This is a genomic window from Enterococcus sp. DIV0574 (assembly GCF_051711125.1).
GTDB classification, from domain to species: Bacteria; Bacillota; Bacilli; order Lactobacillales; family Enterococcaceae; genus Enterococcus_D; species Enterococcus_D gallinarum.
In genome coordinates, this window is sequence record NZ_JBIOMA010000001.1 from 2,647,460 (window position 1) to 2,670,474 (window position 23,015).

Sequence of the window (23,015 nt, forward strand, 5' to 3'; positions counted from 1 at the left end):
TCTGCTGCCAGTCCTTTCGCTTTGTCTACTGATATTTCTCTTCAAACTTTAAATGATTGCAGCACTTTCTAATGCCATGACCCCTGATAATTGGTCAGACAAGAAAACACTAGTTGGAATTTCTGCGACTAACCAGTCTCGGTAAGCTAACAGATGTCCTTCCTTCTGACTATGCTCTAACAAGCGTTCACAGCTGGATGTCACAAATCCTTTGATGGAGGCTATGTCTAAGCCCACTTTTTCTGCTTCTTTGACTAAGAGATTCAAATAACGGTATTCAATGCCTTTGAACAATCCAATGTCACCACCATCTCCTTCATCATTGAAGACCCCATCTTTACCAATAACTTCAAAGGATGTTTTGGCACAAGTGATTGCATCTTCTAAATAAGAAATATCGTCAGTCACATGATAAAATTCTATCAATGCTCCAATATAGACCCCTTGGTTGTAAGTAAATTGCCATTGCACATCGATTTTGCCATCGCCGTTACGATTGATACCATCTTCTACGAATTGTGTGTCCGGCTGTACCAAATATTTTTTCATCCATTCCAGTGTCTGTTGGCTTGTAGTCAGATAGCGTTCATTGGCTTCAACTTGATACAGACGTAATGCTAGAATAATAATTGGTGCATTTACAGGTGTATTCTTATAGTCAAGCTGCGTGCGTTTCCAAGCAAATCCGCCATTCATATGATCATTCCAAGCAGTATCAAAAATATCCAGACATACTTCTCGGGCGTCAGCTAGGTATTCTTTTTTCTTAGTCAAGTCATACAAACGTAATCCAGCTAATGCGTTCCACAACATGTCATCATAAAATTCATGCAGCAATGTGTTATGGTTTCTTGCTTTATTGTAATGATAGGTTTCTTCTGCTTGCTGCAAGTAAGCCATATCGTGGGTCCGCAGATAAGCATCAATGCGTACATCCACTAAATGCGCGATCCACCAGTAATTGAAGGTTTCATTTTCTTTCTCATCCCGCAATGGATAAACGTTGTTCATAAATTGTTCTTTGGAAGCTGCTTGATAGAAATAATCGATACTTGTTTGTGCAAGATCGGCATACTTGTTAAAATCGGTCATTCTCCTGATCCTTCTTTCAATATTTTGTCACCTTGTTGTTGAGCATTTTCTAGTGCTTTTTGCGGCGTTGTTTTTCCAGAAAAGACATTTTCTAATTGTGGAATAAGGGCTAGTTTTTCGACATCGGAATACCCCATAACAGTTGGTCGAATTTTAGCAAAATCCATGGTTTCCACAAAAGCTTTGTACTTCTCATTTTCAGTAAAGTAGGTATTTTGCGCTGCTTCGATATTTGCTGGTAGCCAAGTGGAAATTTTTGCAAACTCGACACCGATATCTGGGTTGGTCGTCCACCATTTAATAAAGTCCCAAGCAGCTTCTTGGTTTTTGGCCGTTTTGGGAATCACTAAACCAAAGCCACCCGTCAACGCCCCTTTGTCCCCATTTGGTCCAGTTACTGGAGGGACGACCCCATAATCCAAGCCATCCACTTTATCATAATCTGCTAATGCCCAAGGTCCGTTATAGGTCATCGCAACTTTACCAGCTGCAAATGCATCAGATCCATCATTAAATCCTTGTTGATAGACCTTCGCTTGATTCATTAATTGATCCCAGAAATCAAGAACGGTCATTCCTGCCTCAGAATTAAAAGCAGTGGCAGTATTATCAGCGTTCAGCATGGTTCCGCCAGCTTGCTGCAACCACATATTGAACAATCCAACGTCATCAAGAGAAAAACCAGCTTGCACTAACGTTTTTCCATCCCATTTTGTTGTTTTCTTCGCAACATCCAACAACTCATCCCAAGTCTTTGGTGGTTCTACTCCAGCTTCTTTCAGTAATGTTTTGTTATAAAAGAGAGAGCGGTTGTCTACTAAAAGTGGGATTCCATATTGTTTATTGTCGTATTGCATTTCTTTGACAGTTTCTTCATAAAAATCGCCCATATCTACATTGTCTTTTTTGATCAAATCATCTAGATCCAATAAGGCATTTTTTTTGGCATACATCGCTGTATTGACGCGATCCCACAAGATAACATCTGGAATTTCGCCACCCGCCATTCCGGTCAGCAGCTTTTCTTCAACGTTGTCTTGAACTTTGTAGGTCACCTCGTATTTGTCTTGGCTATCATTGTATTGATCGATCAATTGATTGAGCTGATCGACTTGGTCACCACTCCAAGAACCCCAAAAAGTGATTTTCTGCTTTCCGCCAGCTCCATCATTGCTTGCCTGATCATTGCCTCCACCACATGCACCTAACACTGTCATCGCTGCTACTAACAGCAATCCTTTGATTATGTTTTTCATCACATTCACTCCTTCGTTTTATTTGATACCGGCATCTGCCATGCCTTGTACATAATTTCGTTGTGCAAAAATGAATAGAACTAAAACAGGTAGTGTTGCCAAAATCGTTCCTGCCATCAATGGACCATAATTTGTATTGTAGTTGTATTGGAAAGCTGCCAGTCCAACTTGGACCGTTTTCATCTCATCTGCATTCAAGACAATCATCGGCCACATAAAGGCATTCCAGCCTGCTTGAAAAGTCATAATACCTAGCGTTGTCAAAGCAGGTTTTGCTAGCGGAAAATAAACATTCCAGAAAATCTTGAACTCACTTGCACCATCGATTCGAGCACTTTCTCCGAGTTCTTTTGGTAATTGTTCGAAGAATTGTTTCATAAAGAAAATCGAGAACGCTCCTGCTGCTCCGGGAAGCAGGATTGCCCAATAGGAATTGATCAATCCTAACCCACCAGTACCAGTTAGATCATTCCCTCCAGCCAACGGGAATCCGCGAAGCACAATAAAGGTTGGAATCATTGTGACAATACTTGGAACCATCATTGAAGCTAGAAAAACGAGAAAGATTGGTTTCTTCCCTTTGAATTTCAGCTGACCAAAAGAATAACCAGCTAATGAACCAAAAAATAAATTTGTCGCTACACCCCCAAGTGCTAATATCAATGAATTTTTTAAATAGTTTAAGAAAGGCATCGTTTCAAAAACTTCTTTATAATGATCCCAAGTAAAGTGGCTTGGAATGATTTGCATCGATCCGCTGAGAATCTCGCTATCGGATTTAAAGGATGTCGACAAGGTCCAGATAAACGGCAGAACCGTTGTCAAACTGATCAGAATCACCAAGCAATACCAGATGAATGACTGCATATGTTTTGTTTTAGCCATCGTTTTTTCTCCTTTAGTTTGTTTCTGTATTGGTCAAACGCATATTCACCAGTGAAAAAATGAAAATGATCATGAACAAGATAAATGACAGCGCAGAAGCATACCCCATTTCTAGTCCACCAAATCCTTTATTATAAATATAGTAAACAAGGGTGATTGTGGAATTTCCAGGTCCGCCTTTTGTCAGCATATAGGCTTGGTCAAATACTTGGAAAGCGCCGATGATCAATTGTGTGCTAACTAAGAATGTTGTTTTGGATAATTGGGGCCAAGTGATACTCTTAAATTTTTGCCACGCATTTGCGCCTTCAATATCTGCTGCTTCATAAAGAGCAGGATTGATCCCTTGTAAACCCGCCAAGAAAATCATCATGTTTCCGCCAAAACTCATCCAGACACTCATAATGACGATTGCAGTCATCGCCCAATTGGAACTATACAGCCAAGCTGGACCATTGATTCCAATCAAACCAAGCAACTGATTGAGCAAACCATACTGTGGATTTAAGAGCCAATACCAAATGGTTGCTGTAGCCACCGATGAACATAAGACTGGCAAGTAAAAAAATGTTCGGAAAAGACTGGTGGTCTTCATTTTGCGATTCAGCAACATGGCGGCTGCTAGAGAGACGACTAATCCCAATGGCACATACAGTAAGGTGTAGACGATAGTGTTCTTTAAGGAAATAAAGAAAAATTCATCTTGAAAGATACGCGTGAAATTCTTTAAACCGATCCAATTGGGGCTTTCAATGATCGTATAATCGGTAAAACTATAGAAAAGTGCCATCACTATCGGGATAATTGCAAAAACAACTAGTAGAAGAACAGGAACCAGAATAAATACATAGGCAATGTTTTGCTGTTCATTGATCCCTCTCTTTTTCTTTCCTAACTCCATTTATTAACCCCCTTATTAAATATAATATAAAACTATTTAATATATTAAATATCTTTACAAGCGAATTATATAGAATTAAAAAGGATATGTCAACGGTTTCATAAAAAGTTTTTTTTGATTAAACTGCTTGCTTTATTAATATAATATATTTAATATATACATAAATAGTTCTTTTATTTTTTGAGAAATGGAGGCGCATGCATGAGTAAACCTTTGTACCAAACGATTTATGAAGATTTGAAACATCAAATCGAAACAGGCACTGTCGCAATCAATGACACACTGCCTACTGAAAAAGAATTATCAACTACCTATAGTGTTAGTACGATCACGGTCAAAAAAGCACTGGATCTGTTAAAAGAGGATGGCTACATTGTCAGAAAGCCTCGAAAAGGTTCTGTCGTTGTCACAAATAAGAAGGCAGACATTGTTCCGAACAAACTCATTTTCGGATTGATCATCACCAACTTTACAGACTTTTTTGGTGCTCAAATACTGCGAACAGTTCTAGAAACAAATGCTGAAGAAATCAATTTCATCGTCAAGATCAGTTATGGTGATCCTGATCGCGAAAATGAGTTGATCCAAGAATTGATTGAAATGGGCATTCAGGGTTTGATCCTACTGCCGACATCATCAGAATATACCTCGCCAAAAATCTTAGAATTGATTTCTAAAAATTTCCCGATCGTTGTAATTGATCGTCTGATGGCAAATTTGCCGATCTGCAGTGTGCAAACGGATAGCTTTGCTGCTGCAAAAGAATTGACAAATTATCTCTTTGCCAAACACCATGACAAGATTGGCTTGATTACTTCCGATAGCAGTGTTTCAACGATTGATGAACGAGTCAATGGTTTTCTCTCTGCGCATGTGGATGCCAACCGGGCTGTCAGCCAAAAGCAAATTTTGTCGAGGATCGACTCTGTGGTCCCCAGTTCTTCTCGCAAGATCGAAGATGATGTGGCACTTATCGTGGCCTTTCTTCAAAAGAACCCAGAGATCACAGCTCTTTTTACCACAGAATACAATATTGCTTTACTTGCCAAGAGTGCGATTGAACAATTGGGAAGGCAAGTCCCACATGACTTTTCAGTTGTTTGCTTTGACCATCCTACCGTCAACATTTTTGACTTGAATGCTTTTATTTTCACTCATATCGAGCAAGACCAAACAGCCATCGGCAAGCATGCCATTGATCTTTTACTGACAAAAATTGCTCATCCTGATACGATTGAAAAGATCAACCTCGGCTATCGGTTGATTGAAGGAGATTCCGTTATTTCTAGATGATCGTCTGTTCCTCTATCGAAGCAGTACATTAGCGATCCGACTACAAATAGACAAAAAAACACACCTCCGTTCTGACTCGCTGAACGAGTCAGAACGGAGGTGTGTTTATTGGGATAGCTGTCATTCTTTAAACTAGACAGTCCTCCTTTTAGTTATTCTCGATGACTGCGACTTCTTTTCTTGTAGGCATCCCCGTTTGGGCACCTAATTTTTGAACAGAAAGTCCTCCACCAAGATTCGCTAAAACGACCGCTTCTTTAAATGGCACCCCATCACTTAATGCAGCCGCTAAGATACCATTGAAGGTATCTCCTGCACCGGTAGTATCAACGACGGTCACTTTCTTTGATGCCACGGTCACGATTTTACCGGAATCAACGAAACTTACCCCTTGACTGCCTCGTGTCACTACCAATTTGGTAGCGTGCGTTTGCTGCCAAGCTAGAATCGTTGCTTCGATTTCAGGTTCAGGGATCAATTCTTTACCGATCAATGCGGCAAATTCCGTCTCATTTGGCGTTAAGATATCGACATAAGGCAGTAATTCCCCTACGATATCATGATAAGGTGCGGGATTCAGTAGTGTTGTCACGCCATTTTCCTTTGCGAGCTGTAACGCATACCGAAGCGTATCTACCGGAATCTCAATTTGTACCAGCAAAACATCGCTTTCTATGATTTTATCAGCTATTTGATCTACATATTCACGATCTACCAGTCCATTGGCACCGGAGATTACAGTGATGCAATTATCTTGCGGTAATTTAAAAATACTTGCGATACCAGTAAAGATATTTTTTTCTTGTGCAACTGACTGGACATCCAGTTGCTCTTCACTTAAGTGTCGATAGACTTTTTCCCCAAACGTATCTTGACCAATTTTTCCTAAGAATGTCGTTGTTCCGCCAAAACGGGCGGCTGCAACTGCTTGGTTGGCCCCTTTCCCGCCGACAAAATAATCAATTTGATCTCCTATGATCGTTTCGCCAATTTTTGGCATTCGCCCAGTCGTGATAACAATATCCATATTCACACTGCCCAAAACTGCTATTTTACCCACTAAATCACCTATTTCTTTTGTATATATAGAACGGGCCAAACGCTTCGCGACCCGTAACAGAAGTTGTCTCTATCAAAGAAAAACCGGTTTTCTCAAATAAGTGCTGCATCGGCTTATTCGTATGGTTGGTCAGAGAATAAATGGCATCCCCTGCTTTACAAAAGTCTCTTAGACAAGTTTTCAACCAAGCCGAGCCCAACCCATTCCCCATTTCTGATGCTTTTGTCACGAGCCTTTGGATACATTTTGTATGTTCATTATACCCATGACTCTCTTCTTGCGCCAAAAATTCTGGACTAAGGGTTCCTGCACTAACGATTTCTCCTGATTCATTTTTATGAATCAGTAATTGTTTTTTACAGATATCTGTTTTGACGATCTCCTTATCAGGGTAACTGCTTGTCCATTGGCAGATCCCCTGTGTCTCCATATTTTTTTTTGCATCAACAAACAACTGCCAAATTTCATCCAGTTCTTCATGGCATGCATATATTAACTTATCCATCAAATCAATAAGGCAGTAACAACAGCGACAAGACAACTACTAGGATAATTCCTATGATCGTAGGAACACTGGTCCGTTTCAGCAAACGAACCGGACTCACACCAATCGATGACGAAACGATCATGACAACTGCTGCAACTGGTGAAATCGTCCGCGCTAAGTTAGCAATCATTTGCATTGGCAGCGCAATCAAGATACCATCGATACCGGCTTTTTGGGCAATATTGGGAATCAGCTCGATCACAGCATAGAACATGGCTAATCCACCACCACTCAAAATACCAAATAACGCTGTCGCGCCACTGAAAATCAGTGTGGTTAGAACACCGGCAGATTGAGAGTTTTCAACCGCACTCATCAAAGAATCGATCACGCCTAGACTTTGAATCGCTGTGGTGAATAAGGAACCCCCAACTACTAACATAACGACTTGGCTGAAACCTTGTCCCATTCCTTTGAACAGTTCGACTGCACTTTCTTGGGCAATCTTAAATGATTTCTTACGGAACCCTTCAATGATCAATGCTACGAAGAATGAGATCATTGTCAAAACAAAAATGTCCATCGTCACATTTTCTCTAAAAATACCAATAATTCCAACGATAATGATCAAGACTAAAGGTAATAATGGCAAAATGGCATAAAATGTCGGGACAACTTTTTCATCCGCCGCACTTTCAACTTCTTTCATCTCGACAAACGCTTCTGAACCTTCCTTTTTATCGCAATACGTTTGCCAGAAGTAGTGGACAACAGCTAAAATAAGTAAGGTTGGGATCGAGACCTTCGCATGATACAGCACATAAGTCAGAATGTTGTAATCCAACGTTTGTGCAGCAATCACATTGTCTGCTCCTAATGGTGTTGGCATGATCGTTGCGGTCATTGCAATGACCCCTGCTGCTGTCATTGATGAAATTCCAATACCTTGTAAGAGCGGATACAAAATAGCCATTAAAATAATTGCTAAACTAGAGGCACTTGGAACAACTAGAGACATCAAATTTCCTAACAGGAAAACAATCGGTATAAACAACGCTTTGGATTTGATTTTGGTCATTGGCTTGACTAAGATATTGACCGCTTTTTGATTGGCACCAATCAAATTCATATAGCCGGAATAGCCAAATAAAATCATGATCACTAATCCTGCTGAGCTAACTTGTGAGATGATCGTGTCTTTCAGTTTCAGAAAAATATCAAAGAAAGCCAGACCAGCTCCTTCTCCTTCAGGATAGAGAGGATTTCCCAATGCCACCGACGCACCTAATAAGACAATCGCACCGATAATCAAAATAAGCGCTGGATTATAACTCTTAATAATAAAATAACCAACGATACCTAAAACAACTAATACTAAAATTGCTTCAATCATTTTTTCCCCTCCTATTTACACTGACTGATTGCATGTAAAAACCATTCCTTGAATTTATTCTCATCGACATCGACACAGACACGGCAATTCTTTTCTTTGCCAAGTTTATTGTTCAGATCGATGATCGTAGCGCCAGAAGTATACTCCCCTTTTGTTTCTACTGCGACAAAGGTTTCTTTGATCTCAAACATTTCCGGACAAAGAACGTAAGCTAAAGCACAGCTGTCGTACATTTTTAATCCGGTACCAAAACTTCCACCTCGATATTTCTTGAAAAGGTGGTACATCATATCTCCAGTTTGATTCATGTCTTTGATTTTTTCGCTGTCTTCAGGATAAACCAGTGCTTTCAACCCGACATCTAATGGTGCGACTGCTAGCGAAAGACCGCTTTCAAAAACGATTTTGGCTGCTTCCGGATCAATCGCGATATTGAACTCTGACAAAATACCAAAGTTTCCTCTGCCTAGCGCACCACCCATTAAAACCAATTCTTCAATTCTTTCTTTGACTTCAGGATGCGTTTTAAGAAGAAGTGCAATATTAGTCAGTGGTCCGATTGCGATAATCGTCATCTTCTCTGCAGAAGCCATCAATGTGCGATGCATGGCTTCAACGGCACTCTCTTCCAATAAACAACTGCGATTTGGTGTTGGAAACTCGTACCCTGCCATTCCTGTTACACCATGAACATCGCTGGCATCTTTTACTTCACGAAGCAAAGGTCCAGCTGCGCCTTGGGCCACAGGAATTTTCAAGTTCCAAAAAGTCAGCAACTTCAACATATTTTCCGTCACATAATTGATCCCTACGTTTCCAGCAACTGTCGTGATTAATTTCACGTCTAACTGATCACTGAACAAGCCAATTCCTAATGCTACTGCATCGTCAATTCCCGGATCCGTATCAATAATTACTGCTTTGTTCATAAGTAAACCCCTTTCGTTTTTTGATAAAACGTTTTATCAATTGGCTAAAAATAAAAACGTTTGATAAAACGTTTTATCATTTGTTCTCCCAAAGAATACCACTTATGTAAAGCGCTGTCAATAACGAATACAAAAAAGCTTTCCATAAATTTGCGCTGAATTCTAACCTAGACAATCGTTGTGTTGATCAGTTAAACAGCTACCTCCTGATATAAACACAACGATTACCTTTTTCATTCTATCTTTGATTCCAACCGTTTGCCAACGCTTTTTTTTCGTACGATTTTTGGCGTCAATTGAAGATAACGCGGCGCTTGTTCTTTCATCGCTGATAATAAAGAAGCAACTGCTTTTTCCCCCAGAACTGTCACATCTTGTTCGACAGAAGTAAGTGGTACTTCTAATAAATCATTTAAAATCAAATTATCATAGCCAACGATGGACATTTCTTCTGGAATATTGATTCCTAACTCCTTGGCTCTTTTCATGATCCCTAAAGCAATCAAATCATTTCCCGCCACGATACCGGTGATTGCTTGATTGTTCAAAAGCTGGTCTGCTTTGTCATAAGCATCTTCAAACTGAAATTTTGTGACCACCCGCCAGCTTTCTTGCTGGGGCAGCTGCGCTTCTTTCAGAGCATCCAGATATCCTTGGTAGCGATAAATACAGTTGATATTTTTATCGGGGTTCATCATAATACCAATGTTTTGATGGCCATTATTGATCAATTCCATGGTCGCAAGATAGCCGCCTTGTCGATTATTATAAAACACTTGTCCAACCGGAAAATTATCCAACCCTCGATCAACCAGCACCAATGGTACAGAAATACTGCTTAAAAACTCTTTCAACTCTTCTTCGTAAGTATAAGATTCACTCGAAAGGGCTAGTAACAGTCCATCCACATTACGATCGATCAATAATTGAATCAATTCTTTCTCTGCCGCAAAGTGATCATCTGAATTGACTAAAATCAAAAGGTAACCAATTTTTCGCAACTGGTCTTCCAGTACTTTTGCTAATTGTGCAAAGAAAGGATTATTGATGTCTGGTATGACCAATCCGATCGTATTTGTTTTGTTTAGCACTAAACTTTTTGCCGCAATATTAGGCGAATAATTATTTTCCTTCGCTAATTGTTTGATCAAGCGTTTTTTCTTTTCCGAGATGCGAATCGGTTTGTCATTTAAGACTTGTGAGACAGCAGCGATTGAGACGCCTACTTCTTCAGCGATATCTTTCAAGCGGATCTTCACTCTTCTTCTCCTCGCTTTCCTGTTTTATTCTACGCCAGTCCTTAAGGTTCGTCCTTTCTCTATTCTATCATAGCTCTGTTTATGTAAGACATTCAGAGTCAAACGATTGGCTATTTTTTCTGACATGAGTATTTGGAATTCACCTACGTAAAGAGCGCCTATTGCGTTTTTAAAATACAGCACCCATGAAACATAACAATGACCGGACGTTCTTTTGGGTTTCGAGAAGTCCGGTCCTGTTCTTTTACACGTTTCCTTAGTTTAATCATTCTTAGCGTGAGTGATCTTGGTTCTAACTAAATATTAAATCGAACCCAATCGGCAAAAAGCTCGGGCCAACGAACCACCGAGTCTTCAATGGCGTGTTCGCCACCACTGGCCGTTTCTTTGGTTCCGAGACTTAGACCATGCCCACCTCTAGGAAAAATGTGTAATTCATAAGGAATGTCAAACTTACGCAGTTGTTTTGCAAACAAGAGACTGTTTTCTGCCGGTACCAGACCATCTTCCAATGTGTGCCATAAAAATGTTGGTGGTGTGTTGCGACTTACTTGCTTTTCAAGGGAAAGCTGCGCCTTTTGTTCTTCATAACGGTTTCCTAAAAGAGCACGGAAAGACCCTTCATGAGCAAATTCACCGCTTGAAAGAACCGGATAACTTAGCAACAACCCATTTGGGCGCCATTCGTGATTGGCTCCTGACAATGTTTCTGTTAAAAAGTCTTCTTGCCAAAATACGCCCAAACTTGCTGCTAAATGCCCACCAGCCGAAAAGCCCGCGACAATGATTTTCTCCGGATCAACGTGCCACTGTGAATGATTTTGGCGAATCAATTGAACGCTCGCAGCAAGCTCTTGCAATGCTAATGGGTACACATGGGGTTTGATACTATAGTGGAAAACAAATGCCTGAAACCCAAAACTCATCATCTTGATTGCTATGGGTTCAGCCTCACGGTCTGATAAAAACTCATAGCCTCCGCCAGGACAAATAATGATTGCCGGTCGCAACCGATCCTGCTCCATCTCTTCAGAGTTGTCAATCACATAGGTAGTAAGCGTTGCTTCACTTTTAGAAAACGGTTGGATCACTTCATGGATCATAGTAATTGCCTCATTTCATGATAATTTTGCTAACAACTGGTTCTTTGATTTGTAGATGAGTATACTAGATTTTTAGACCAGCTGTAGTTACTTGTCAAGTCAAGGAACGATCGATGGCGAATTTCTCTTGGTTTTTTCAAAGGGGTTGCCGACAATTTGAGAATAGGTATCCCAGATCGAAAGTCCTTTGCCCCTTCATTCCAGGCTCCTTCAATCTGGTACGCGGCAGCAATCGCCCCATGAAAATCCCGAGGAAAAAGAATCCCATTTGCTGTAAGACCTGTTCATAATCCTTCCCAGCAATCACAATAAAACGATTACATATGATCGTATCATATTTTCAATCATACATAACAGATTTTTGTTTTTTTCATAAAAAAAACTGTGGCATAAGTTGAACAAATAATTACCCGATCAGAACGGTCGTCTCCTGACGAAAATGGTCGATTTGCCTCAAAAAGCCATAACTTGCTGACTTCTCTGGTAGCAATTAGGTAGTTATCTGTTTCGGCTTATGTCACAGCCTATTTCATTAAATCAAGTAATCATTCAAACGAGATTTCACGTATTCAATGTGGCTAGATTCCAGCCCCACTTGATCATGTGCCAATGCGTAATCCGTTAAGCTTTCAAGATCCTCCTGATCTGCCACGATCTTTGCACCGATCCCTACGTTAAATGAGGCATAGCGTTTTTCCTTCAATTCATCTAAGAAACGATCTTCTTTGATTTTTGCTGCGGCTTTCAATGCTCGTGCATAGGTATCCATCCCAGCAATATGTGCCAATAGCAAGTCTTCCATTTCAAAAGATGAACGACGGACTTTGGAGTCAAAATTGATCCCGCCTGGTGCGATACCGCCATTTTCCAATACTTCGTATAATGCCAGCGTTGAGTCAAAAACATTCGTTGGAAATTCATCGGTGTCCCATCCTAGAAGCATATCTCCTTGGTTAGCATCTAAAGATCCTAATGCATTATAGCTACGAGCAACAGCAATTTCATGTTCAAACGTGTGCCCAGCTAAAGTTGCATGATTGGCTTCAAGATTCAACTTGAAGTCGCCTTCTAAGCCATAATGTTGGATAAAGGCCATCGTCGTTGCGGCATCAAAGTCATATTGATGTTTCGACGGTTCTTTTGGTTTAGGCTCTAATAGAAATTGCGGTTTGTGACCAATTTTTTCTCCATAAGCAATTGCCATTTTAAATAGGCGGGCAATATTGTCTTGTTCGAGTTTCATATCTGTGTTCAACAACGTTTCGTACCCTTCACGACCACCCCAAAAGACGTAGTTTTCGCCGCCTAGTTTTTTAGAGATATCTAACCCTTTTTTGACTTGGGCAGCTGCATAGGCATAGACTTCTGCATTGTTCGTTGAAGCAGCACCGTTGTTAAATCGTGGGTGAGAAAACATATTGGCTGTGTTCCATAACAATTTGATGCCTGTTTGATCCATCTTTTCTTTGATCAGGTCTGTGATCACATCTAAATTTTGGAAGAACTCCTCTAAAGTTTCACCAGCTGGTGCTACATCAACATCATGGAAACAGAAGAATTCAGCGCCTAGCTTCTCGCAAATTTCAAAGAATGCTTCTACTCGATTTTTCGCGGTTTCCATTTCCGTTTCACCGAACCAAGTGCGCTGATTGACCGGTGCTCCGAAAGGATCTGAACCATCTTGTGTCATAGTATGCCAGTAGGCAATCGCAAACCGTAAATGGTCTTTCATTTTCTTGCCTAGGACTACTTCTTCTGCATCATAATGCCGAAAAGCAAACATATTGGCCGTTTCTGGACCTTCATACTTGATTTTATCAATCGTTGGAAAATAATTCATTTTGGTTCCTCCATTTTTAGTTTTTTAACATAACAAACTAACTTACTTATAAAATAAGTTACATGAAACCTTTAGTAGTGGCGATTCTTTCGTTGATTACTCTGACTGCAATGCTGCCAATTCGCGACAAAGAGGTGCTGTTTGTTGATACACTTTATGATAAACAGAATAGATCCGTTGATACTCCGTTACATTTTCTGCGATTGGCTGGATTACTGACCCATACTTTACAAAAGCCTTCACACAAGCCGCTTCGTCAGGATAAAGTCCGCTTCCGATTGCCGCTAACATCGCGGCCCCCATGCCGGGACCTTGCTCTGTGGATAATGTTGTGATCTCTGCAGCAAAAATATCCGCCTGCATCTGAAGCCACTCTTTGTTTTTCGCACCCCCACCAACAGAAACGATTTTGCTAAATTTCCGTTTTGCTTCTTCTTCCATGATCAGTTGAGAGTCTTTCAGAGAAAAAGTGATGCCTTCCAAGACCGCTCGGCTGAAATGCCGACGTCGGTGATGGGTATCGATCCCTATGAAGCTTCCTCTGACAGTGCTGTCCGTATAAGGAGTTCGTTCACCAACAATATAAGGGGTGAACAGCAGACCATCTGCTCCGGGAGAAACCTCCCCAATATCTGCTAGCAATTCGGAGAAGTCTACTCCTTCTGCGAATGTATCTCGGTACCAACTTAGTGAGTTACCGGCAGCTAGTGTGACACCCATCGAGTATTGTTTTTTTGCCACTGCATGATTGAAAACATGCAATTTCCCTTGGTAATCAACCTTCTGCGCTTCAAAAGATAAGAATACACCGCTAGTACCGATCGATACCATCCCAATGCCTTCGTCAATAATCCCAGATCCTAGCGCGGCACATGCGTTATCGGCGCCGCCAGCAAAGATTTTGACTTCTTTTTCAAAGCCAAATTCTGTTTGTAAATCAGGGACCAGTGTCCCGACTTCAGCTGCTGATTCAAAAAGTGTCGGTAAGATTTCTTCTGGAATAGCAAACTTGTTGAGGATTTCTGCAGACCAACAGCTCTTCTCACTGTCCAGTAGTAATGTCCCAGCTGCATCCGAATAATCCATTGAATAGGTACCTGATAGCCACAATGCTAAGAAATCTTTCGGCAGCATCAAGTGCTGGACCTTCTGCCAGTTCTCAGGCTCATGTTCTTGAACCCAACAAATTTTAGGTAATGTGAATCCTTCTAGTGCAATGTTCTTTGTGATTGAAAGAATCTCTGGCATCTCTTCCATGATTCGCTGACATTGCTTCGTCGTCCGAACATCGTTCCACAAAATTGCTGGTCGAATGACCTTGTTTTGTTCGTCTAGCAAGACTAAACTGTGCATTTGTCCTGAAAAGCTGATGCCGATCAATTCTTTGCGCAACTCAGGCACTTTATCGATCAACGCTTTAATGACTGCATGAGCCGCTTGACGCCAATGATTAGGATCTTGCTCACTGAATCCAGGTCGGGGGGACGACAATGGATAGTCTGCACTAGCAGTGTCAATCAGATTCCCTGAGTGATCAAAAACCAATCCTTTCAAAGAACTCGTTCCTAGATCCAGTCCTAGTAAATAAGCCATATTCTTCTCCTTTGCTACTGATGAAATTCTTATTTGTTATGGTTTACAAAATATTGCTTTTAGGTTAATTTGCTTAAAAAACTAACTAATTGGATAGTAAACGACCCATCCATTTTTGTCAAGCGCTTTCAACAGTTATTTGAGACTTTTTTAAGCACCTAACTGAGGAATATCTCCTTTTACAGATAAACTTGCACTTTATTAATTTGCACGGTAAACTAACATTACTATAGACGAAGAAGGAGATACTATGATTATTAACAAAAGGGGCATCCGAGAGCAGAATGAAGCTGCCGTCCTGAAAACCATCATTGATAACGAACATATTTCTAGAGCTGAAGTTTCCAACTTAACGAATCTTAACAAAGCCTCTGTTTCGCAAATAATGAAAAAATTGATTGAAACCGATTTTGTCAAAGAAGTAGGAATTGGTGATTCCACATCGATTGGCGGACGCAAACCTATCCAGCTTCAGTTCAATCATCAAAGCAGCTTAGCGATTACGTTTGATATTGGTTATAATTATGTCAATGGCATGCTATCTTATATCAATGGTCAACGAATAGCCATTTTGGAAAAACAAGATATCTTGATTACAAAAGACAACGTATTCACCACGATTGATTCGATAATGGCTGAATTTACCCCCAAGATGCCTCCTACTACCCATGGATTGGTTGGTATTTGTTTAGCGATCCACGGTATCGTTAATCAGGAGAACATCACTTTTACGCCCTATTATGATCTGGAACACATTGATTTGGTCTCTCCTCTTAGTCAGAAATACCATACCGCAGTCTATATCGAAAATGAAGCAAATTTGACTGCATTAGGAGAGTATTGCTTTTCGTCTGATTCAACTAATCTGCTCAGTGTCAGTATTCATAGCGGCATCGGTGTCGGCATCATTGTAAATGGACGTTTACAGACAGGAACTCACGGAACAGCTGGAGAAGTGGGTCATTCTACATTGTTCCCTCATGGAAACCTTTGTCCTTGTGGAAATCGCGGGTGTTTAGAGCAATACGCTTCTAATAAAGTTTTATTCGATACCTACAGTCACTATACAAAAAAAGAGCTTGTCAATTCAGATATTTTTGCAAAGGCTATTCGTTCTGGCGAGAAATCAGCGCTTGAACTAGCACAACAAAATGTCGAATTTTTGAGTATCGGCTTAAATAATGTCATTACATTTTTCGATCCTGAAGAGGTTTATATCAACAGCTCTGTCTATCGCAAAATCCCTCAATTGACCAAAGACCTGCAACAAAAATTAACCAGTCAGTTCACTCAGAATACGAAAATCAAAAACAGTCGTTTGGGCGAACAGGCACCTCTGTTCGGTGGTAATGTTCTGATTGCCAAGAACTTCTTAAACATTGAAGATCTGCGCTTTCCAACGATTGATTTCCTTTAATCCATAAAAATTTTTTTCTGATACAGAAAATCCACTCATTCATTTAGCCACCGTATAACTTCAATAAGTGGCAACACAACAAATGGACTGGGACATAAGTTTGGGTAGCTGACTGTCGCTGCGCTGCAGGAGTACTCTGTGCTCCTGCACAATTTCATACGTGTTCTCCTGTCAGATACTTTGGTTCTCATTCTTTATTTTTCCTTATATCATACAGTGCCAGCAAGACAATATTGAACCCCCCTCATCAATCCCTTCTCCCAGCGGCTTACTCTTTTATGTCTCCTGCAGTGATCCCGCCAACGATATATTTCGACTGCAATCATTTACTCCTATTCAAAATCAAAAGGTCTCTTCCCCTTCTAAAAAAGGAATAGACCTACAAAGTCAGAATTGCTTGAATTTTCCCCATTGCTTTTGATCATTACTCATCTTTGTTCTTTAGTTTTGTCTTTTTTAGTCTTGCCCTTATTGGAAGGCTTGATTTTCCTTCTGATACAAAAAGACCGAATAGCGTTAACGTCACGCCTAGTAGTTTCACTAAACTGATCCTTTCTCCTAGGATAAGAAAAGAAGCAAATAATGTCGTCACAGGAACCAAATAAATATAGAGGCCAGCCATAACAGCACCTAGCTGTTCGACGGTGTAATTCCATAGAACGAAGCACAGCGCGGAAGCCCCCAGTCCAAGAAACAGCAGATAAAGCAGATTGTCCGTTTGAAGCAATTTATCTAACGAAAGGGAACTTTTCGTCAAAAAGAATAGCGGCATAATAAATAGAATGCCATATAGGAAGATCATTTTCGTCGTGTCGATCACGGAATGTCCCCAACTAGCGATCTTTTTGACCAACAGTGAATAGACCATCCACATCAGGGCGGCTGCTATAGCTAAAAAGTCGCCAAAGGGATGAAACGAAAGATTCCCTGCAAAGCTGATCAGAAAAATACCACAAAAAGAAAGCAAAAAACCAATAAAGAATGTTCCCTTTAATTTCGTTCGATAAATGAGAGCAGAGGCTAAGCCAATGAAGAGTGGAGAAATGGAAACAATCACCGCAACATTCGATGTACTTGTATAACTTAAAGCTATGTTCTCTAAAAAGAAATAAAAACAAACGCCAGATATTCCTGCTGCCATCAAATAAAGATGTTGACGAAAGTGATAGTGTATCCTGCTAAATTTGGATAACACACTCAACGCCACTAGTCCGATGATAAATCGTAAAAATAATATCGCCGTGGGTGAAAAATCAATCAGCAGCAGTTTTGTGGCAATAAAAGTCGTTGACCAGAAGAAAACCGTGATCAAGGCAGTGACATGGGGATTCTTAAATAAATGATTCATTCTGTACTCCTTAAATACATTTTTTGATATTGTTTTGGTGTCAGCCCAATAAAGCTTTTGAATACATTGGAGAAATGACTTTGATCGGAGAAATTCGTCATCAACGCCACTTCTGATAAGGACTGCTGTTTTGCCAGTAATTTCTTTGCTTCATCGATTCGGATCGATAACAGATACCGATAAGGTGTCATGCCATAGTTTTTTGTAAATTGATGAATGAAAGAACTTTTTTTCAAATTCGTCAACGCAACGAGATTCTCTAAACGAATGTCTTCTGTATAATTTTTTTGTAAATGATGGCAAACATTTTCTAACAGGACGTTTTCAACGGGTTCATTCTGATACCCTTCCGCTGTATAGGCAAGCAAGTTTTCAATAAGCAAATACATCAATTCCTCTCGATATAGAGGCGATTTCTTTGAAAGAATCGCTTGGTACAATTCTTCGACTAGTTCTCCTGTGCTATTGTTTCGCAGGATGACTTGACTAAAATAAGGCAGATCCTTTTTGCCGGTAATTTCTTTTACCACTTGTATCATCGCTTGCTTGGAAATGTTGAGGGCGTGGTAGGTGATTTCTTGGTTCTCCAGACTTTGGCAGCTATGAGGCTGATAGGGATTGAATAAATTCAGATCGCCTTTTTCGAGGATTTGTGTCTCTCCGCAATACAGCTTTCTTCTTCCTGCTAACAAAATACCCACTACATAATAATCATGAAAATGGAGGGGAAAGCTCTTTTGATACTTTTCTAACGCATAGGCCTCAATGCCAACTATTTCATCATAGTGAACCTTTTTCATACTGTTCCTCCTTTTCTATCTATTTTAGCATTGAACCTTTCGATTTCTTGTAAAATATTCCATGCTTTTCTCGGAATCATCCTACATTTAACCTTTCCAGATAACCTTTCCAGACCCTATTTATGAACCAACGAAAAAGCAGATAAAAGAAAGATCGCCTTTCCTCTATCTGCTTTAATTGTTTGATCCGCTCTTCTAGTTTGGATTTACCAGACATTTTATCGGCGCATGCTCACGGAAAAATCATCCCTCAAAGCCATTATTGCCAGAGACTTGCTTGAACCAATATCCTGATTTCTTGATACTCCGTTTGCGGTCATTTTCTAAATCAACAGAAATAAAGCCATATCGATTTTTGTAAGCATTGGTCCATGACCAGTTGTCCATGCAGGTCCACATGTGGTAGCCTAGGCAATTTGCCCCTTCTTGAATTGCTTGATGAACATATTTCAAATGCTCTGAGACAAATTCAATCCGATAGTCATCATGAATCATCCCATCTTCACCTAAGAAACGACGTTCGTTTTCAACCCCCATGCCATTTTCGGAGATAAAGCACGGCAGGTTGCCATAGTTATCCCGCAGGTTGATCAGGATATCGTAAATGCCTTTTTCATAGATTTCCCAACCACGATAAGGATTCATTTTTTTGCCTGGCATATCATACACATCAAAATAATTTTCTGGCATTGGCTCTGCTGCAGGATCGACAGGCGTTTCTTTCGCTTTGATTCGCCGTGGCTGATAATAGTTGACCCCCAACAAATCGACAGTATTATTTTTGATGATGTCGAGATCGCTCGCTTGCATCTCAGGTACCATGTCTAATTCTTTCACGATTTTTACCAGTTCTTCTGGGAAAATTCCTTTGACCGCAGGATCAAGAAATGAACGATTGAAAAAAGCATCCGCGATTTCTGCTGCTCGAACATCTTCGGGATTATTACTGTCTCTTGGATAACTTGGAGTTAGATTCAGTATGATGCCGATTTGACCAGTTTGCCCACTTTCATGGTAAGCCTTGATCGCCAAAGCAGAAGCCAATGCTTCATTAAATCCGACTTGAATGGCATGTTTCATGTTACTTTCTTCTGGATAATGCAATTGATACAAATAGCCCGCCTCAACAGGAACGATCGGTTCATTATGAGTAAACCATTTTTTGACTTTATCCCCAAACAAGTCGAAACATGTCTTGGCATATCTGGCATATGCCTCCACAGTCTCTCGCTGGAGCCAGCCGCCTTTTTCTTGTAATGCCATTGGCATATCAAAGTGATACAGATTGACAAATGGTTCGATCCCATTGTTGATCAATTCATCAAAATAATCATTATAAAAAGAAACAGCTTTAGGATTGACTGCCCCCGTTCCATCAGGAATCAAACGGCTCCATTGAATCGAAGTCCGAAAAGAGTTATGGCCGGTTTCAACCATCAATTGGACATCCTCTTTGTAGTTGAGATAGACTTCCGATGCTTTGTCTGGACCTACTTGATCAAAAAATTTTTCCGGTTCTTTGGCATACCAGTAATCAAAAATATTCTCGCCTTTGCCGTCCCCGGCTACCCGACCTTCTGTCTGTGGGCCGCTTGCTGCGGAACCCCACCAAAAATTTTCTGGAAATTGAACCTTCATGTTTCTGCTCCCTTCGGTAATCCTAGTAATTGATTTTCCATTAAGACAACTTGTTTTTCAGTGGCCGCTTTTCCCATTTTGATTCGTTCTAAGACAAGTTCTGCGGCTTTCTCCCCCATTTTTTCTGCTGGCGGATTCACAGTTATTTGCGGCAACAAACTCTGTTCTGCTTCAGAAAGATAATCATAGTGACCAAAGGCGATATCTTTTCCAACAATCAGTCCCTTTTGATTGAAACATTCCAAAGCCCCCACTGACATGTTGTAGTTACTGACAAAAATTGCAGTCGCTCCCCATGCGACTAATTCTTCAGTTCCCCGATAACCGCTTTGTCTTGTGTAGTCACCCACCACGATTTTCATTTCTGCTTCATTGTTTGCCATAGCAGCTTGCGCACCAAACAGTCGTTCTCTCGCAGTGTGATCCGACTGTGGGGCGGAAAGATAACCGATTTTTTTATGTCCAGCTGCTAAATAATGGTTGATGACGTCAAAAACACTTTGACGGTCGTTCAATAAGAGAACATCGGCGATTCCTTGTGTCTCAGGATGATTCAAAAAGACAATGGGTATCGGAATGTCCTGCCATTTCGACAAATCAAACTTTTTTTCATCAGAAAAGAAAACAATCAATCCGTCGACAGCATGCTGCAATAAATAATCGAGTTTGTCATGGTCCTCTTTGCTATTCGTAAAACCACTCAGCAAAATACTATAGCCATTTTCTTCCGCGACTTTCTCGATACCAGAAACAACTTCCGAGCCAAAACGACTGGAGATGCGATTCATCAATAAGCCAAATGAATAGCTACGATTGTTCTTTAAACCCTTCGCAATAATATTCTCTTTGTAGTCAAGCGACTCAATAGCAGCAGCAATCTTTTCTCTGTTCAATTGTTTCAGCTGATGTCCATTCAAATATCGGGAAACAGTCCCTACAGAAACACCTGCTAATTGCGCAACATCTCGAATCGAAGCCATGTTTCTCACCTTTCTCTGATGCCATTTTTCACGATCCATTTTCTAATGATTATGAATCGCTGGATTCATTGATTTGCTTTTGGTAACGAGTGTTGATCCCCTTCACGATCTAATAAAAATCATCAGCTTGTTAAAAAATTGAACCGGTTCAATTTTAAACTATAGCACGTTTTTCCAAAATTGCAATCTTTTTTGGATACGCATTCATTTTCCCTTTACATATAATTACGCTAAAAATGTAAAAGATGAATGGCTGCTAATACGCTTCAAGAGCTGAATAGAACCATTCATCTAGATTAAACCAAACAATGTCCCGCTTATCCAAGTAATTGATTGGCTAGTAAAAAGTCTTTGACTTCGATTAAATCAGTAAAACGCCGAACACCTTGAAAGAGCGCCTCTTTGTCGATGATTGGTTGTTTGCTCAATGGGTATCTTCCTTTTCTTGTCGGTAAGTCTGTCAAATCATCTTCGACCATAAACGCTGAGATGCCCGCTTTTTCAGCAGCAGCTATCCCGGCAAACGAGTCTTCTAAGACTAAGGCATCTTTTGGGAGAACCTTTGCCTGACGACAAGCCGTCAAAAAAATTTCCGGATCGGGCTTTCCTTGCTTGACTTGATCGCCAGCTACGATGATATCAAAGATAGACGGCATCTTTTCTAGCTCAAAATAGGTGGCGATTTTTTCTCGGGAAGAAGAGGAGGCTAATGCGATTTGGCAGGTGTGCTGCTTCAGCTCCTTTAGTAAATCGAGCAAACCTGGCTTTTTGTAGACTCTTTTTTCTTCGGCTAAAATGGCTTCTTTGTATCGGTTCATCGAATCCCGCCATTGGTCGACAGGGACATCGCCGTACAACTCTTTCATTCCTTGACGAATCTCGGCTTCTCTTTTCCCGGTCAAATAATAATAGACATCGTGGATCAATTCAAAATCGTGTTCTTCAGCAGATTTTAGATAGGCACGGTAGGCAAGTCGTCCTGTTTCAAACATTAAGCCATCCATGTCAAAAATTACTAGTTGGATTGTGTTCATTCGCTTTCTCCTACTTTATTTTAAAAAAGAGCCATGCGTCTAGCATTAGATCGCACCGCTCTTCGTTTTGATACTCAGGTCGATTCAAGGATTGCTTTTAAGGATGCTAAATGTGCATCCCCTTGCTCATAATCTCTGACCAGCTCTTCTGAAAGGATGAAAGAACCCCCAACTGCGATTACTTGCGGATGAGCAAGGTAGTCTTGGCAATTGTCCTTAGAGATTCCGCCAGTTGGCAAAAATCGAACATCATAGAAGGGACCGCTTAACGCTTTGATTGCTTGTAACCCGCCATAAATATCTGCTGGAAAAAATTTCACAGTTTTGATCCCAAACGATACGGCTTTCTGAATATCATTTGGTGTCGCTGTTCCTGGAAAAATCGGGATCTGATTCTTTAGACAGTGATCGATAACTTCTGGAACAATAGCTGGAGAGACAATAAACTGGGCCCCCTTTGCTACCGCTTGTTGGGCTTCTTCAAGTGTTCTCACCGTGCCGGCTCCCACGAGCAACTTCCCTGAGCGTGCTAAGTGTTCGATTGCTTTTAACGCCAGTTCGCTGCGGAAAGTCACTTCAATCAAACGAATATCATGTTTAATCAATAATTCTTCTAGTGGATCTAGCAACGACATGTCTGTGGCGGTATAAAGCGGTAAAACTTTCGTAGCCGCTAAATGTTCGGTCAATGATTCGACGTTTGCCAT

The 23,015-nt window shown here is 40.6% G+C and carries 20 protein-coding genes; 2 read left to right on the forward strand and 18 right to left on the reverse strand.

Annotated features, from left to right (window positions below):
* Positions 1-48: 48 nt before the first annotated feature.
* Genes IGJ45_RS12740 through IGJ45_RS12755 form a run of 4 tightly spaced genes read right to left on the reverse strand, consistent with a single transcriptional unit; the run spans position 49 to position 4,134 of the window.
* Positions 49-1,092: a glycoside hydrolase family 76 protein gene (locus tag IGJ45_RS12740; RefSeq protein ID WP_349703642.1), complete on the reverse strand. Its 1,044-nt coding sequence runs from the start codon at positions 1,090-1,092 to the stop codon at positions 49-51.
* Positions 1,089-2,348 carry an ABC transporter substrate-binding protein gene (locus IGJ45_RS12745; RefSeq protein WP_176332942.1) on the reverse strand — a complete coding sequence of 420 codons (1,260 nt, stop codon included), beginning with the start codon at positions 2,346-2,348 and terminating at the stop codon, positions 1,089-1,091. Before IGJ45_RS12745 ends, IGJ45_RS12740 begins: the two co-directional genes overlap by 4 nt.
* 18 nt (positions 2,349-2,366) lie before the next feature.
* Positions 2,367-3,233: a carbohydrate ABC transporter permease gene (locus IGJ45_RS12750; protein ID WP_003125605.1), complete on the reverse strand. Its 867-nt coding sequence runs from the start codon at positions 3,231-3,233 to the stop codon at positions 2,367-2,369.
* Between the two features lie 13 nt (positions 3,234-3,246).
* A complete protein-coding gene (locus tag IGJ45_RS12755) occupies positions 3,247-4,134 on the reverse strand; it encodes a carbohydrate ABC transporter permease (RefSeq protein ID WP_103300226.1) in 888 nt (295 codons plus the stop codon).
* A 201-nt stretch (positions 4,135-4,335) separates the two neighbouring features.
* Between IGJ45_RS12755 and IGJ45_RS12760 the strand changes: the two genes are divergently transcribed.
* Positions 4,336-5,427, forward strand: a complete 1,092-nt coding sequence (locus IGJ45_RS12760; RefSeq protein ID WP_096710731.1) for a GntR family transcriptional regulator — start codon at positions 4,336-4,338, stop codon at positions 5,425-5,427.
* Positions 5,428-5,575: 148 nt separating this feature from the next.
* On the opposite strand, the gene rbsK is transcribed toward IGJ45_RS12760, so the two are convergent.
* From rbsK to xylB, 8 genes are all read right to left on the reverse strand, one after another.
* Positions 5,576-6,487, reverse strand: a complete 912-nt coding sequence (gene rbsK / locus IGJ45_RS12765) for a ribokinase (RefSeq protein ID WP_349703643.1) — start codon at positions 6,485-6,487, stop codon at positions 5,576-5,578.
* Positions 6,488-6,491: 4 nt separating this feature from the next.
* A complete protein-coding gene (locus IGJ45_RS12770) occupies positions 6,492-6,992 on the reverse strand; it encodes a GNAT family N-acetyltransferase (RefSeq protein ID WP_171917279.1) in 501 nt (166 codons plus the stop codon).
* Positions 6,993-6,996: 4 nt separating this feature from the next.
* Positions 6,997-8,367 carry a C4-dicarboxylate transporter DcuC gene (gene dcuC / locus IGJ45_RS12775; RefSeq protein ID WP_349703644.1) on the reverse strand — a complete coding sequence of 457 codons (1,371 nt, stop codon included), beginning with the start codon at positions 8,365-8,367 and terminating at the stop codon, positions 6,997-6,999.
* An 11-nt stretch (positions 8,368-8,378) separates the two neighbouring features.
* Positions 8,379-9,296: a ribonucleoside hydrolase RihC gene (gene rihC / locus IGJ45_RS12780; RefSeq protein WP_081131945.1), complete on the reverse strand. Its 918-nt coding sequence runs from the start codon at positions 9,294-9,296 to the stop codon at positions 8,379-8,381.
* 233 nt (positions 9,297-9,529) lie between these two features.
* Positions 9,530-10,555 (reverse strand): LacI family DNA-binding transcriptional regulator, encoded by a 1,026-nt coding sequence (locus IGJ45_RS12785; RefSeq protein WP_003125597.1) that lies wholly within the window; start codon positions 10,553-10,555, stop codon positions 9,530-9,532.
* Between the two features lie 296 nt (positions 10,556-10,851).
* Positions 10,852-11,658 (reverse strand): alpha/beta hydrolase, encoded by an 807-nt coding sequence (locus tag IGJ45_RS12790; protein WP_349703645.1) that lies wholly within the window; start codon positions 11,656-11,658, stop codon positions 10,852-10,854.
* 532 nt (positions 11,659-12,190) lie between these two features.
* Entirely contained in the window at positions 12,191-13,498 is a 1,308-nt protein-coding gene (gene xylA / locus IGJ45_RS12795) for a xylose isomerase (RefSeq protein ID WP_349703646.1), read from the reverse strand.
* 96 nt (positions 13,499-13,594) lie between these two features.
* Positions 13,595-15,091 (reverse strand): xylulokinase, encoded by a 1,497-nt coding sequence (gene xylB / locus IGJ45_RS12800; RefSeq protein WP_219645140.1) that lies wholly within the window; start codon positions 15,089-15,091, stop codon positions 13,595-13,597.
* A 250-nt stretch (positions 15,092-15,341) separates the two neighbouring features.
* Between xylB and IGJ45_RS12805 the strand changes: the two genes are divergently transcribed.
* The gene (locus IGJ45_RS12805; protein ID WP_349703647.1) at positions 15,342-16,508 is read left to right on the forward strand and encodes an ROK family transcriptional regulator; all 1,167 of its coding nucleotides are present in this window, start codon (positions 15,342-15,344) and stop codon (positions 16,506-16,508) included.
* Between the two features lie 424 nt (positions 16,509-16,932).
* Here IGJ45_RS12805 and IGJ45_RS12810 read toward each other — a convergent pair whose 3' ends face one another.
* The 6 genes from IGJ45_RS12810 to IGJ45_RS12835 all read right to left on the reverse strand — a co-directional run bounded on the left by IGJ45_RS12810 (position 16,933) and on the right by IGJ45_RS12835 (position 23,015).
* Positions 16,933-17,856 (reverse strand): DMT family transporter, encoded by a 924-nt coding sequence (locus tag IGJ45_RS12810; protein WP_349703648.1) that lies wholly within the window; start codon positions 17,854-17,856, stop codon positions 16,933-16,935.
* Positions 17,853-18,656 (reverse strand): AraC family transcriptional regulator, encoded by an 804-nt coding sequence (locus IGJ45_RS12815; RefSeq protein WP_113849328.1) that lies wholly within the window; start codon positions 18,654-18,656, stop codon positions 17,853-17,855. The genes IGJ45_RS12810 and IGJ45_RS12815 overlap by 4 nt, the downstream gene beginning before the upstream one ends.
* Positions 18,657-18,899: 243 nt before the next feature.
* Positions 18,900-20,294 (reverse strand): glycoside hydrolase family 1 protein, encoded by a 1,395-nt coding sequence (locus tag IGJ45_RS12820; protein ID WP_349703649.1) that lies wholly within the window; start codon positions 20,292-20,294, stop codon positions 18,900-18,902.
* On the reverse strand, positions 20,291-21,274 hold the full coding sequence (locus tag IGJ45_RS12825) for a LacI family DNA-binding transcriptional regulator (protein ID WP_349703650.1): 984 nt from the start codon (positions 21,272-21,274) through the stop codon (positions 20,291-20,293). The genes IGJ45_RS12820 and IGJ45_RS12825 overlap by 4 nt, the downstream gene beginning before the upstream one ends.
* 317 nt (positions 21,275-21,591) lie before the next feature.
* On the reverse strand, positions 21,592-22,308 hold the full coding sequence (locus IGJ45_RS12830) for an HAD family hydrolase (RefSeq protein WP_349703651.1): 717 nt from the start codon (positions 22,306-22,308) through the stop codon (positions 21,592-21,594).
* Positions 22,309-22,382: 74 nt separating this feature from the next.
* Complete coding sequence (locus IGJ45_RS12835; RefSeq protein WP_103300216.1) at positions 22,383-23,015, reverse strand: bifunctional 4-hydroxy-2-oxoglutarate aldolase/2-dehydro-3-deoxy-phosphogluconate aldolase; 633 nt, start codon at positions 23,013-23,015, stop codon at positions 22,383-22,385.

Bases quoted from the DNA above. Each gene is read 5' to 3' on its own strand.
- IGJ45_RS12740 (WP_349703642.1), bottom strand. From the start codon at position 1,092: ATGACCGATTTTAACAAGTATGCCGATCTTGCACAAACAAGTATCGAT.
- IGJ45_RS12745 (WP_176332942.1), bottom strand. From the start codon at position 2,348: ATGAAAAACATAATCAAAGGATTGCTGTTAGTAGCAGCGATGACAGTG.
- IGJ45_RS12750 (WP_003125605.1), bottom strand. From the start codon at position 3,233: ATGGCTAAAACAAAACATATGCAGTCATTCATCTGGTATTGCTTGGTG.
- IGJ45_RS12755 (WP_103300226.1), bottom strand. From the start codon at position 4,134: ATGGAGTTAGGAAAGAAAAAGAGAGGGATCAATGAACAGCAAAACATT.
- IGJ45_RS12760 (WP_096710731.1), top strand. From the start codon at position 4,336: ATGAGTAAACCTTTGTACCAAACGATTTATGAAGATTTGAAACATCAA.
- IGJ45_RS12770 (WP_171917279.1), bottom strand. From the start codon at position 6,992: ATGGATAAGTTAATATATGCATGCCATGAAGAACTGGATGAAATTTGG.
- dcuC (WP_349703644.1), bottom strand. From the start codon at position 8,367: ATGATTGAAGCAATTTTAGTATTAGTTGTTTTAGGTATCGTTGGTTAT.
- rihC (WP_081131945.1), bottom strand. From the start codon at position 9,296: ATGAACAAAGCAGTAATTATTGATACGGATCCGGGAATTGACGATGCA.
- IGJ45_RS12790 (WP_349703645.1), bottom strand. From the start codon at position 11,658: ATGATCCATGAAGTGATCCAACCGTTTTCTAAAAGTGAAGCAACGCTT.
- xylA (WP_349703646.1), bottom strand. From the start codon at position 13,498: ATGAATTATTTTCCAACGATTGATAAAATCAAGTATGAAGGTCCAGAA.
- xylB (WP_219645140.1), bottom strand. From the start codon at position 15,091: ATGGCTTATTTACTAGGACTGGATCTAGGAACGAGTTCTTTGAAAGGA.
- IGJ45_RS12805 (WP_349703647.1), top strand. From the start codon at position 15,342: ATGATTATTAACAAAAGGGGCATCCGAGAGCAGAATGAAGCTGCCGTC.
- IGJ45_RS12810 (WP_349703648.1), bottom strand. From the start codon at position 17,856: ATGAATCATTTATTTAAGAATCCCCATGTCACTGCCTTGATCACGGTT.
- IGJ45_RS12815 (WP_113849328.1), bottom strand. From the start codon at position 18,656: ATGAAAAAGGTTCACTATGATGAAATAGTTGGCATTGAGGCCTATGCG.
- IGJ45_RS12820 (WP_349703649.1), bottom strand. From the start codon at position 20,294: ATGAAGGTTCAATTTCCAGAAAATTTTTGGTGGGGTTCCGCAGCAAGC.
- IGJ45_RS12825 (WP_349703650.1), bottom strand. From the start codon at position 21,274: ATGGCTTCGATTCGAGATGTTGCGCAATTAGCAGGTGTTTCTGTAGGG.
- IGJ45_RS12830 (WP_349703651.1), bottom strand. From the start codon at position 22,308: ATGAACACAATCCAACTAGTAATTTTTGACATGGATGGCTTAATGTTT.
- IGJ45_RS12835 (WP_103300216.1), bottom strand. From the start codon at position 23,015: ATGGCAAACGTCGAATCATTGACCGAACATTTAGCGGCTACGAAAGTT.